10 protein-coding genes are annotated in these 12,290 nt (G+C 67.9%); 4 read left to right on the plus strand and 6 right to left on the minus strand.

The annotated features are described in order from the left end of the window. Window positions 1-63: 63 nt before the first annotated feature. A complete protein-coding gene (locus VGK20_16030) occupies window positions 64-978 on the minus strand; it encodes a hypothetical protein (protein HEY2775550.1) in 915 nt (304 codons plus the stop codon). A gap of 74 nt (window positions 979-1,052) precedes the next feature. Between VGK20_16030 and VGK20_16035 the strand changes: the two genes are divergently transcribed. Further along, complete coding sequence (locus VGK20_16035; protein HEY2775551.1) at window positions 1,053-3,020, plus strand: protein meaA; 1,968 nt, start codon at window positions 1,053-1,055, stop codon at window positions 3,018-3,020. A 625-nt stretch (window positions 3,021-3,645) separates the two neighbouring features. Continuing rightward, window positions 3,646-6,087: a hypothetical protein gene (locus tag VGK20_16040; GenBank protein ID HEY2775552.1), complete on the plus strand. Its 2,442-nt coding sequence runs from the start codon at window positions 3,646-3,648 to the stop codon at window positions 6,085-6,087. A 76-nt stretch (window positions 6,088-6,163) separates the two neighbouring features. Here the strand turns inward: VGK20_16040 and VGK20_16045 are convergent, their stop codons facing one another. From VGK20_16045 to VGK20_16060, 4 genes are all read right to left on the minus strand, one after another. Next, complete coding sequence (locus tag VGK20_16045) at window positions 6,164-7,126, minus strand: right-handed parallel beta-helix repeat-containing protein (protein HEY2775553.1); 963 nt, start codon at window positions 7,124-7,126, stop codon at window positions 6,164-6,166. Then, complete coding sequence (locus VGK20_16050; GenBank protein ID HEY2775554.1) at window positions 7,123-7,959, minus strand: SDR family NAD(P)-dependent oxidoreductase; 837 nt, start codon at window positions 7,957-7,959, stop codon at window positions 7,123-7,125. Before VGK20_16050 ends, VGK20_16045 begins: the two co-directional genes overlap by 4 nt. Window positions 7,960-8,021: 62 nt before the next feature. After that, on the minus strand, window positions 8,022-8,447 hold the full coding sequence (locus VGK20_16055; GenBank protein HEY2775555.1) for a pyridoxamine 5'-phosphate oxidase family protein: 426 nt from the start codon (window positions 8,445-8,447) through the stop codon (window positions 8,022-8,024). 43 nt (window positions 8,448-8,490) lie between these two features. Next, window positions 8,491-9,282: a protein phosphatase 2C domain-containing protein gene (locus VGK20_16060; GenBank protein HEY2775556.1), complete on the minus strand. Its 792-nt coding sequence runs from the start codon at window positions 9,280-9,282 to the stop codon at window positions 8,491-8,493. 92 nt (window positions 9,283-9,374) lie between these two features. On the opposite strand from VGK20_16060, the gene VGK20_16065 reads away from it, so the two are divergent. Next, a complete protein-coding gene (locus VGK20_16065; GenBank protein HEY2775557.1) occupies window positions 9,375-10,058 on the plus strand; it encodes a DUF1698 domain-containing protein in 684 nt (227 codons plus the stop codon). Window positions 10,059-10,097: 39 nt separating this feature from the next. Here the strand turns inward: VGK20_16065 and VGK20_16070 are convergent, their stop codons facing one another. Further along, entirely contained in the window at window positions 10,098-10,502 is a 405-nt protein-coding gene (locus VGK20_16070) for a hypothetical protein (protein HEY2775558.1), read from the minus strand. A gap of 223 nt (window positions 10,503-10,725) precedes the next feature. On the opposite strand from VGK20_16070, the gene VGK20_16075 reads away from it, so the two are divergent. Beyond that, window positions 10,726-12,282: an AMP-binding protein gene (locus VGK20_16075; GenBank protein HEY2775559.1), complete on the plus strand. Its 1,557-nt coding sequence runs from the start codon at window positions 10,726-10,728 to the stop codon at window positions 12,280-12,282. Window positions 12,283-12,290 lie beyond the last annotated feature (8 nt).

Genomic DNA, 12,290 nt, shown 5'->3' on the forward strand with positions numbered 1-12,290 from the left:
GACAGCATCAGTACTGCTAAAGCCACACCCCGCCGTACATTCGCAGAGGCAATGCAGCGGCGCTCAGAGGGCCGGTTCGACCCCAGGAGGGCGCGTTTTCCAGCGCCGGTGTGCCCAGTTCCACTGGTGGGGAAAGCGGCGGACCACCCGGTCGATCTCCGCCGCGTAGCGCTCGGTCAGGCTGCGCAGCACGAGGTCGCGGGTGCCGGGCGGCTGGCGCGGCGGCGCGCCTATCAGCTCGCCTATGAACGGCGAGGTGCCGCCGTCGTTCCAGATGGCGAACACCGGCAGCACGGGCGCCGAGCTGGTCATGCTCAGGCGCGCCAGCATCGTCGACGTGCACGCCTGCTGCCCGAGCACGTCGACGAAGATCCCGCGCCCCTGTCTCTGGTTCTGGTCCAGCGGAACGGCAACGCAGCCGCCGGCGCCGAGGATGCGCAATGCATCGCGCACCGCCGCCCCACGACCGAGCGTCGCCACCCCGCAGCGGCGTCGCTCTTCGATGAGAAAGCGGTCGATCTCGACGATGCCGAGCGAACGATGGAACACCGCGACGGGAGCCACGGTGCTTCCGAAGATTCGCGCGAGCAGCTCGAAGTTGCCGATGTGCGCGGTCAGCAGAAGCAGGCCGCGGCCCTGCGCGAGTCCTTCGGCCACGGCTGCGGCGACGGACTTCCACGCCGGATCTTCGCGGGCCGCGCCGATCAGGGCGTCGCAATCGACAGCCTCGGCACCGATGCGGCCCCAGTTGCGGAACGAGGCCGTGACGACCGAATCGCGCACCACCCGGTCCATCTGCGGAAACGCGATCGCGAGGTTGTCCTCGACCACGGCGCGGTGACGGCGGTCGAGGATCATCAGCGCGCCGCCGATGCCTTCGAGCGCACGGCGCGACGCCTTCGGCCCTGCGCTGCGCAGCAGGGCCCAGGCTGCCCTCAGAAGCAGCCACGCGGCACGATCGCCGGCCTTTTTCAGCATCGGCCGCGGCGGTCCGTTTCCGGCCCCCTCCTCCCGTTGAGCAACTGCCACTGTCCTGCTACTTGTCACCGGCCATGGAAAAGCGCGACCAGCCTTGGATCATCCGCACGTATTCCGGCTACAGCTCGGCCAAGGTTTCCAACGAGCTTTACCGAAGGAACCTGGCCAAGGGCCAGACCGGACTGAGCGTCGCCTTCGACCTGCCGACGCAGACCGGTTACGACAGCGATCATCCGTTGGCACGCGGCGAAGTCGGCAAAGTCGGCGTGCCGATCGGCAACATCGGCGACATGCAGACGCTGTTCGAGGGCATTCCCCTCGACCGCATGAATACGTCGATGACGATCAACGCGACTGGCGCCTGGCTGCTCGCGCTCTACATCGCCGTCGCCGAGCGCCAGGGCGTAAAGCCGGCGGTGCTGCAGGGCACGATCCAGAACGACATCATCAAGGAATATCTCTCGCGCGGCACCTACGTCTTCCCGCCGGCGCCGTCGCTGCGCCTCGCGGCCGACATCATCACGTACACGGTGCGCGAGGTTCCCAGGTGGAACCCGATCAACATCTGCAGCTACCACCTGCAGGAAGCGGGGGCCACGCCGGTCGAAGAGCTCGCATTCACGCTGGCCAACGCCCAGGCCGTCCTCGACGAGGTGCGAAGCCGCGGTGTGGCCGCCGACGAGATGGCTCAGGTCTTCAACCGCATCTCGTTCTTCGTCAACGCGAGCATCCGGTTCATCGAAGAAGTCTGCAAGATGCGCGCGTTCACGAAGGCGTGGGACGAGATCGGCGCGAAACGCTACGGCGTGACCGATCCGAAGATGCGCCGCTTCCGCTACGGCGTGCAGGTGAACTCCCTCGGCCTCACCGAGCAGCAGCCGGAGAACAACGCGATCCGCATCGCACTGGAGATGCTCGGCGTCGTGCTGTCGCGCGACGCCAGGGCGCGAGCGGTGCAGCTGCCTGCATGGAACGAAGCGCTCGGGTTGCCGCGGCCGTGGGACCAGCAGTGGTCGCTGCGCACCCAGCAGATCATGGCCTTCGAGACCGACATCCTCGAGTACGAGGACATCTTCAACGGCTCGCCGGTCATCCAGCGCAAGGTCGACGAGCTGCTGGCCGAGGCCGGCGCCGAGCTCGCGCGCGTCGAGGAGCTCGGCGGAGCCGTCAAGGCGGTCGAGTCGAGCTACTTCAAGCAGCGGCTGGTCGAGTCCAACGCTCGGCGCGTGCGGCGCATCGAGGCCGGCGAGCAGAAAGTGATCGGCGTCAACGCCTTCGAACAGTCGGAGCCGTCCCCGCTGACGGCCGACATCGAGACGGCGATCTTCCGCGCCGATCCGAAGGCCGAGCAGGAACAGGTCGAGCGCCTGCGTGCATTCCGCGCGTCGCGCAGCCAGGCCGACGTCGACGCCGCGCTGGCCGCACTGGCCGACGCGGTGCGCGCGGGCGACAACGTCATGCACGCATCGATTCGCTGCGCGCACGCCGGCGCCACCACCGGAGAATGGTCCGACACCCTGCGCACGATTTACGGCGAATACCGCGCGCCGACCGGCGTGACCGGCCAGGCGAGCGCGGCCAGCGACGAGCTCGCCGAGCTTCGCTCGCGGATGCACGCACTGGCCGGGCGCATCGGGCACACGCCACGCCTTCTCGTCGGCAAGCCGGGCCTGGACGGGCACAGCAACGGCGCAGAGCAGATCGCCGTGCGCGCTCGCGATGCAGGCATGGACGTGATCTACCAAGGCATACGCCTGACGGTCGAAGAGATCGTCGCGACCGCCCAGCAGGAAGACGTCGACGCGATCGGGCTGAGCATCCTGTCCGGCTCGCACATGGCGCTGGTGCCCGCGATGCTCGACCAGCTCGCCAGAGCGGGAATGAGCGACGTGCCGGTGATCATCGGCGGAATCATTCCGGAGGACGACGCCAGGGCGCTGCGCGCGATGGGCGTCGCTGCCGTCTACACGCCGAAGAACTTCGAGCTGAGCCGCATCATGGGCGACATCGCCGGCATCATCGAGCAGCGCCAGGCTGCCTGAGACGGGAACCCCCCGGAGCACGAAATCCTCTCCGAGTTCCGGGGGCCTCTGTCACCTGCCGGCTGTCTCCGGTCCCCGCTGCCCTGCTCCCCGCACCCCCCGTGCGGGTCGCTTACCGAACTGTCACTACAGCAGGGTCGCGCGCGGCATGCCCCGCGAAACCAAAGGTTTTTTCGCTCGCGCGCCCGGCCCCGGCCCCCCGAACCTTGAGAATGGAAGAAAACTTCTTGCAGCCACGAAAAGGTCGCGCTTACAGAGAAGTCAATAGTGCGTGGAGGGGCGCCTTCCGGCATCTCGCCGTGGGCCGTTTTCCCTTGCCGCCACCGGGTGGGATCGCCAGCAGGACCCCGCGAGGACGTGCCGATGACCAAGGTAACGACCGCGACTATCGTCCGCGATGACTCTGCAGGCGGCGGCACCGCCGCCGCCGAGCCGGCCCCTGCCATCGGGCGCGATCGCGTCCGGCTGGCGCGACTGGCGGCACGCCTGCGACGCGGCGTACTTCCCGACCCGCACCATGACCTCCCCGTCCACGCCGACGATGATTCCGCCTCTTGCGACCGCTCGTCCGGCCATGGACAGTTTCAGGGCAGATCCCCTCAGAGTGGCCCCCAGGACAACCGCCATGCATAAACGTGGACTTCGAGGAACCTCCCTGCTGCTGACGGTCTGTGTCGGCGCATTTCTTCCGGCTGCGGGCGCGACCCGCGCTCGCGCCGACCTGAGTCCCGCCATCCTCGCGTGTCGCGCCGGCGTCGCGCGAAGCACTCTCAAGCTGACGAAGGCGATGCTCAGGGCCGTCACCCTGTGCAACGATGCGCGCGACCGCGACGGCGCGATGTCGGGCACCGACTGCAACGACCTCACGGCGGCCGACACCGACGGCTCGGTGGCTTCGGCCCAGCAGAAATTCGTCGCCGCGGTCTCGTCGGTCACCGGCAAGTGTGGGGGAGTCTCCCCGAGCGATGCCCTGTACCCCTCGTGCGCCGCGCCCTGTGACTCGACCGTTCCAAGCGTCTCGTCGTTCACCGACGTCGCCACCTGCCTCGTCTGTCTCGCCCGCCACGAAGTCGAGACCACGAGCCAGCAGATCCACGGCACTCCCGCCTCCCCGCTCTCGACCGACGAGCGGCGCTGCGAAGGCACCGTCGGCGGCAGCGGCGCAAAGCTGTTCCAGGCAGTGGTCAAGGACGTCACTGCGTGCGAGGCCCTCGACGAAGCGGCCGGCGCCACGACCACCGATTATTGCACGACGCAGACGTTCCCGCGCCAGGCGGTGCAAAACGCCGCCTACGGGACCGGCAACAAGATCGTCGGAGCCTGCGACCTGGCGTCGTTCTCGAACCTCGACTCCTGCGCGAGCGAGCGCTTCTCGCTCGCCGAGTGCGTCGGCGACGACGTGCTGGCTTCGGCGCGCCGTTTTGCCAGCGACGCCGTCTCCCTTTCGCCGAGCGAGGCGACCACGACGACGACCTCCACGACGACCACGACCGAAGAGCCCGGTGATCCGCATTGCCCGGATCGCGGCCGTCTCGTGCTGATCTCCCACGACACCAATGTCCCGTGCACGTCGAACAGCGATTGCGCCCCACCTCGCACTTGCGACACGACGGCCGGGATTTGCGTGTCCCTGTCCAACCTCGACAGCGGCTGGACAGGGCACGCTCATCATTCCGACCTCGACGACGGGGTCATCACGAGTTCCTTCCTGCACTGCCCCGGCCCGTCGCCGGTGTGCGGCCAGTGCTCGGTCGACGGCATCGATCCGACGTACGGCTCGTGCCGCTGCTCGAACGACAACCAGAAGATCTGCGACAAGCCGTTCGCGAACGACAACACCAATTGCGGCGGCAACAGCTGCGAATGCTTCTTCGGAGTGCCGATCCCGCTGTCGTCGGCAGGCACCCCGGCCTGCATCGTCAACCGCTACGCGCACGACATCGCGGGCACGGCCAACGTCGACGACGGCTCGTCCGAGATCTCGGCAAGCCTGAGAACGCGCGTCTACCTCGGCATCACGACGACGCACCCGTGCCCGATCTGCGCCGGTACCTGCAGCAACAGCTCGACCACGTCGTGCGAGGTCGACAGCGACTGCGGCAGCGGCAACCACTGCGTCCAGGACACGCCGAACGACGGGATCCGCGGCGGAATCTGCATCGGTGGCGACAACAACGGGCAGACCTGCGATGTGACCGGACTCAGCCCGTCCTTCCCCGCCCGCGCGGGCGGAGTCAAGGGAAGTGGCGGCGGCGGCTACAGCCTCGACTGCATGCCGGCATCGAACATCAACATCTCCGGCGCCGGGCTCGCACTCAACGTCACGCAGACGACCGGCCACGTGGAGCTGCACGCGAACCTGCCGTGCCAGGGCGGCAACTGCCAGTGCATGACCTGCACGTCCGATCCGACGTCGCCGTGCAACAGCGATTCGGAGTGCCACGGAGCCAACTGCGCGATCTCGGCGAACTTCACGTGCACGAGCAACGCCGATTGCAGCAACCTCGACCTCGGCAACTGCTCGGCCGCTGCGCATCGCTGCACGAAGGCGGCGAGCATCAGCTGCACGACCAACACGGACTGCAAGAACTACACGCAGGGCGGCCCGTGCAACCCGTCGACGTGCACGACGTTCGGCGGTGGCGTTGCTCCGAAGCCGAACGGCTGCCTGGACGGAGTCTGCAACGACAACGGTGACGGAAGCGCCCAGTGTGCGACGGGTCCCGACGACCATACCTGCGATGGCCTCATTCGAGCCAATGGCAAGGGTATCCTGAGTTGCTCGACCAACGCCGATTGCACCGCTTCGGATCCGAACAACGGCAACTGCACGCTGATCGACCGCAGGCCGTGTTTCGTCGATCCGATCACTGCCGACGGCATCGCGAGCACGTCGTTCCCGGTCGGAGCCTCGGCCTTCTGCGTGCCGCCGACGGCCAACCCGTCGATCAACGCGGTTGCCGGCCTGCCGGGACCGGCGCGCGTGCTCAACCAGGCGGCCGGAAGCGCGTACTGCGCGAGCGACCCGACGGTGAAGTACCAGCCCGGCGTCGGCGGTTGCCCCTGATCGGGCGTCGGCGGCTGCCCGTGATCGGGCGGCCGCTGCCCGTGACCGGGCGTCAGGCAGCGGGAAAAGGCCGGCCCTAGCGCCGCTCGAGAACGGCCTCGGCCGCAACGGCGGTGGGCCGCCCGTGGTTGGCTTCGATCACGCAATCCTTGAGTTGCACTTTCGCCTGGTCGAGCACGACGACGCCGGTATCCCCGTTGCCGGCGATGCGGCAGTGCTCGATCTCGGCATCGCCGCCGAGTCCGACGCGAAGGCCGTCCTGATTCGGCGCCGGCTTCGAATCAGGACCGTTCGGCGCCCGCTCCTCATCTCGTCCGCTGGCCAGGATGCTGACGTCGCGTCCCGACAGGCTCCCGGCCGAGACACCAACGCCCTTGTCCCAGTTACCGGCGACCAGCACCGACTCCAGGCGCGCGACTGAGCCGCGCGTCACGGTCACACCGTCACGGTCGCCGATCACCAGCGAGTCGCGAAGAGTGGCCTTCGAGTCGTCGAACACGAGCAGGCCCTTGCCCTTGGTGCGAAAGCCGTTGCCCATCAACAGGCAGTGATCGACGGTCACCGGGCCGGCGCCGTTGGACACGCCGACTCCGTCGTCCATGTTGTCGATCGACTGCACGTTCTCGATGCGCACGTCGCGCGCATCGCGGCCGCGCACGGCGATGCCGTCGAACAGGAAGCCGCTGACACGGATGTCGCGCACGACGACGCCTGCGCCGGTGACGTCGATGCCGTCGCAGCCGCGCTTGCCGCTCGGCCGCATGCAGCCGTCGGCCTGGCGGATCGTGACGCCGCCGCCGTCCAGGCGCGTCCCCTCGGCCTCGAGCGACGGCAGCGCGCTTTCGACGAAGATTTCCGCCGAGGCCCCGAGCGCAATGTGAATCGTGGAGCCGGGTTCGGCGTTGGCGTCGTTGATCGCGCTGCGAAGCGTGCCGTCCCCGGTGTCGCGGGTGGACGTCACGCGAAATACCGCGGCATGCGAGGCCGTGCCCGACGCCGCCAGGAGCAGCACGGCACCAATGACAGCGGAAGTTTTCACTGTGACATGTAGATGCCGCCGTTGGGCGACAGCACCTGGCCGGTGACGAACGTCGAGTCGGGGCCGGCAAGGAAAAGGGCCGCGGCGGCAATCTCGTCGGCGGTGCCGAGGCGCCCGAGCGGAGTCTGCATCGCGATCAGCCGCTTCTGCTCCTGCTCCAGCGGCGCCAGCAGCGGCGTGTCGATGTAACCGGGAGCGATGGCGTTGACGAGGACGCCGTAACTTGCCGCCTCCCTGGCAATCGACCTCGTGAACGAAAGAATCGCTCCCTTGGCCGCGCAGTAGTCCGGCGCGCCCTGCAGGGAAGCGGTTCCCATGATGGATCCCATGTTGATCACGCGCCCGCCGCTGCCGCGCCGGCGCATGCGCGGCAGCGCCTGGCGCGTGCAGTAGAACGTACCGTAGAGATGCACGCGGATCATGCGGTCGAACATCTCGTCGCTGATGCGATCGATCGCGTCGAGGTGCGTCGAGATCTTTCCGGCTGTCATCAGCTCGGCGAGCTGGGCCTGGCTCGTCCCCTGGATCGCATCGAGATAGGCAGGGTCGGTATGGATGATCCCGGCGTTGTTGACGAGGATGTCGATCTCGCCGAGCTCGCGGTCGAACGCGGCGAACGCAGCGGCGACCGACGCGGCGCCGGTGACGTCGCACGAAAGCGCGATCGAGCCCGGGGTCGACGCGTTGCAATCGGCCGCTACGCTCGCGGCGGCCCGGGTGTCGATGTCGGTGACGGCGAGGCGTGCGCCCTCGCTCGCGAACGTCCGGCAGATGGCGGCGCCGAGGCCGGAGCCCGCGCCGGTGACGAAGGCGGTTTTCCCTGACAGTTTCATTGCAAGCCCCGTTGCGCCGTCGCGCATGCCATCGCGCAGACGGTCGCGGTGAGCGATTTCATTCAAAAACCCTTGCCGTAGTCCCAGGTGAAGCGACCCGTGACGGTGATCTCGAGCAATATCGAGTCGTCCGCGGCTCCCTCGGTCATGGCGACGTAGGCGTCGCCCGCCTCCTTGCCGAGGTAATGTACCGCCACGCGCCTGTGCATCGCGTCGTCGAAGCGGACCTCGGCCGCGGTGCCGTGCAGGATCGCGCCGCGGTACGGCGCCTGGCGGGTATCGACCGTCAGCGACACATACGGGTTGGCGCGCACGTTGCGGGCTTTTTTCGACGAGCGGCCGACGTGGACGTAGACCTTGTTTTCACGAGCTTCGAACCAGATCGGTGAGCCTTCGGGGCGCGCCTTGTCGTCCACCGTCGAAAGGACGCCGATCTGCGCCTCCGAAAGAAGATCGGCCAACTCTGCGTCGGTCAGCTTTCCGGGCATTGGTGCTCCTTGCTCCGTCGCGCAATCTAATCTCGCCCGCTCGTCAGGTCACACAGCGGACCACGGCAGTGGCGTTGTCGGAGCCGCCGCGCAGCGCTGCCAGCGTGACGAGGGATGATGCTGCCGAGGCGGCCGCCGTCCGCGTCGCGAGCACCTCGGTGATCTCGTCGTCGCCCAGGGCCTCGGTGACGCCGTCGGTGAAAAGCACCACGACGTCGCCGGGCAGCAGGTTCCAGACCTCGCACTCGGGAACGTACCCCTCCTGCGTGCCGATCACCTGGTGGACCATATAACGCGACGGATGCTGCCGGGCCTGGGCCGCCGTGAGCAGGCCGCTGCGGATCAGCTCGCCGGCACCGTTCTGGTCGGCGGTCATCGCGACGAAGCCGCCGCTTCGCCACAGCGCCGCGCGGCTGTCGCCGACGTGCAGGACCACCGCCTTGCGGCCGCGGATGACGACGAGCACGAGGGTCGTGGCCATGCCGCCGGCCTGCGGCACCTCGCGGGACGCCGCAAGCACCGCGTGCTGGGCGTGCCCTGCGGCTTCGACGGCAAGAGCGACGAGCGCATCGTCGTCCGGGGCCGCTTGCGAGGCCGGCGCAGGTCGAGTCGCGAAGAAATCCTCGATGCCGGCCATCGCCAGCGCGGACGCGACGTGCCCCGCCGGCAGCCCGCCGAGCCCGTCGGCCACGGCCAGCGCCGAGCCGTCCGCGGCGATCCAGAACGCGTCCTCGTTGCGCACCCGGACGCGGCCCACGTCGGTGGCGCCACCGCAGCCGGCGCTTCGTGAGACCACCGCCGGCCGATAGCGCTCGAGGGTCTTTCCCGCGTCCACGCTCGCTAACTAGCCTCTTCGCGCGTCCTACGGTAGCTTTCGCGTCTCTTCGCCGCGCTGCGCGCCGCCTTCCCGAACCCGAGGTCGCCCGAGTGAAACGCAAACCGATCCAGCCCCTGCTGCGGGCCGCAGCCGGCGCCGTGCAGAAGCTCCACCTGCGCAGCTACGAGATCTACCAGCCCGTCCTCACCGGCTCCGGCTACACGGCTGCCGCCCGCCAGTGCGAGGTGCGCTGGAACTCGATCGCGCCTGTGCTGGCTGCCAGCGGAGCCCGCAGCCTCGTCGATCTCGGCTGCTCGGAAGGATACTACGTGCTGCGCGCCGCGCGCGGCGGTCTTCCTTTCTGTGTCGGCGTCGACTTCGACCAGCGCCGCATGTTTACGTGCACGTCGCAGTTCGTGCTGCAGGACATCGCGCACGCGGGCTTCCTCATGGCCGGCGTCGACGAAACGCTGCTGGAAGCGATCCCGACGTTCGACGCGGTGATCTTCCTGTCGGTGATCCACCACATGATGTACCAGGAAGGCGTCGAGTACGCGCAGCGGATTCTTCGCCTCGTTGCATCGAAGACCGGCAAGGTCTGCTTCTTCGAGATGGGCCAGTCCGACGAGCACAAGGAATCGTGGGCGAAGAAAATGCCCGACATGGGCAGCGATCCGCACCAGTGGATCCGCAGCTTCGCGCTCGACAACGGCTTCTCGCGCGCCGAGAAGCTGTCGGAAGCCAGCTCCTTCGCCGGCGAGACCGATCGGGCGCTGTTCGCCCTCTACCCCTGAACGGCACGCCCGCTGCGTCGGGCCCGGCGCTGCGGCTGGCTACTGCAGCGGAACGTCGGCGCGGACCGGCCAGCCGACGGCTTCCTGGTTCCACGCGCCGCCGTCTCCGTCGGCGCGCACTCTCCATTCCACACACACCCGGTAGAGGCCGGGCTCGGGGAACGCCAGCCCACTGATGCGAACGCGGTGCCTCTCGCCGGTCGGCTGGAATGCGACCGGCTCCGTCGCGAATTCCTGCTTGCCGGCGCGCATCACGACCAGCCGTACCTGGTGCTCGACACCGTTCTCGTCGGCGTCCACTTCGAAGAACGCGTGGCTGAACACCGACAAGCGTGCCGGGTATGCCGCCGGGCGAAACTGCTCGAGCAACAGGAACAGGCTGAAATTGTTCGAGTAGCGGTCGAGTGTCGAGCCCTGCGCGACGGCGATCATGAAGCAGCGCATCGACGCACCATAGGCCGGGCGAGAGCGCGAGGACAACTTCCCGCTCTGTGATCCGCGATCGCTTCGCGGCCGGCGCGTGCGTCGCCGCTGTTGCCGATGCTGCCGATGCAGGGGAAAATCTGTTCCGCCGAGCCGCCGCCCTGCCGACCGGAAACGCGCCCGGTTGGAGACGAGCCCGCGCTGAGACGCGATCGACCGCGATCGAGAAGGAGAAGCCGAGCCCGTGTACCCAGGTCACCACGCGAAGAATTCCCCCGACAAGCCGGCAGTGATCATGGCCGCAACCGGCCGGACGGTGACGTATCGCGAGCTCGACGAAGCCTCGTGCCGCTGCGCCCATCTCCTCGCTTCGCTCGGGCTCCGTCCCGGCGACTCGATCGCGATCCTGATGGAGAACCATCCGCGCTTCTTCGAGATCTGCTGGGCAGCCCAGCGCTCGGGCCTGTACTACACGGCCATCAGCACGCGGCTGACGCCGGGCGAAGTCGCGTACATCGTCGCTGACTGCGGCGCCAGGGCCCTGTTCACGACGACCGAGCGCGTCGAAGTCGCCGCCGAGGCAGCCGCGTCGTGTCCGGCGCTGCTCGCAACGTTCGTCGCGGGCGCCGCATCCGATGCAGAGTTGCCTTCGGGGATGCGTTCCTGGGAAAGCACAGTTGCTTCGATGCCGGCTGATGCGCGCGACGCGGAAACCGAAGGGCAGGACATGCTCTATTCGTCGGGAACGACCGGAAAACCCAAAGGCGTACGCGTCGCGCTGAGCGGTGCCCCGGTCGGCTCGCCCAACCGCCTGACCGCGTTCATCGGCGGCCTCTACCGTCCCGATGCTGACAGCGTCTACCTGTCGCCGGCGCCGCTCTACCACGCTGCGCCGCTGCGCTTCAACATGACGATGCAGCGCTTCGGCGCCACGTGCATCGTCATGGAGCACTTCGATCCGGTCGTTTCCCTCGAGCTGATCGAGCGCTACCGCGTCACGCACAGCCAGTGGGTGCCGACGATGTTCGTGCGCATGCTCAAGCTCGACGCGTCCGAGCGCAGCCGCTTCGACCTGTCGAGCCACCGCGTCGCCATCCACGCCGCTGCGCCGTGCCCGGTTGCCGTCAAGGACCAGATGATCGGCTGGTGGGGACCGATCGTCCACGAGTACTACGGGGGCACCGAAGGCAACGGCCTTTGCGCGATCGATTCGCCGGCGTGGCTCGAGCACCGCGGATCGGTCGGAAAGCCGATCCTCGGTATCGCACACATCGTCGACGACGACGGCAACGTGCTCGAGGCCGGCAGGGCCGGCAACGTCTATTTCGCCGACGGTCCGCGCTTCGAGTACCACAATGACCCCGACAAGACGCAAAAAGCCTACAACGCCAAAGGCTGGAGCACTCTGGGCGACGTCGGGTACCTGGACGCGGACGGCTTCCTGTTCCTCACCGACCGCAAGGCGTTCATGATCATCTCCGGCGGAGTCAACATCTATCCGCAGGAAGCCGAAGACGTGCTCGTCACGCACCCGAAAGTCGCCGACGTCGCGGTGTTCGGCATTCCGAACGAGGAATTCGGCGAGGAAGTGAAAGCGGTGGTGCAGCCGCTGTCCTTCGCCGATGCCGGCCCCGACCTCGAGCGCGAACTGCTCGAATGGTGTCGCGCCCGGCTCGCGCGCATCAAGTGCCCGCGCACGATCGACTTCGAGGCCGAGCTTCCGCGCCACCCCACCGGGAAGCTCTACAAGCGCCTGCTGCGCGACCGCTATTGGGCCGGCTTCACGACGCGCATCCACTGACCGGAAAT

It is taken from the genome of Candidatus Binatia bacterium (assembly GCA_036493895.1).
Taxonomy (GTDB): Bacteria; Desulfobacterota; Binatia; order UBA1149; family CAITLU01; genus DATNBU01.

Excerpts from the sequence above, each read along its gene's own strand:
- VGK20_16030 (HEY2775550.1), bottom strand. The coding sequence starts at position 978 with ATGCTGAAAAAGGCCGGCGATCGTGCCGCGTGGCTGCTTCTGAGGGCA.
- VGK20_16035 (HEY2775551.1), top strand. The coding sequence starts at position 1,053 with ATGGAAAAGCGCGACCAGCCTTGGATCATCCGCACGTATTCCGGCTAC.
- VGK20_16040 (HEY2775552.1), top strand. The coding sequence starts at position 3,646 with ATGCATAAACGTGGACTTCGAGGAACCTCCCTGCTGCTGACGGTCTGT.
- VGK20_16050 (HEY2775554.1), bottom strand. The coding sequence starts at position 7,959 with ATGAAACTGTCAGGGAAAACCGCCTTCGTCACCGGCGCGGGCTCCGGC.
- VGK20_16055 (HEY2775555.1), bottom strand. The coding sequence starts at position 8,447 with ATGCCCGGAAAGCTGACCGACGCAGAGTTGGCCGATCTTCTTTCGGAG.
- VGK20_16070 (HEY2775558.1), bottom strand. The coding sequence starts at position 10,502 with ATGCGCTGCTTCATGATCGCCGTCGCGCAGGGCTCGACACTCGACCGC.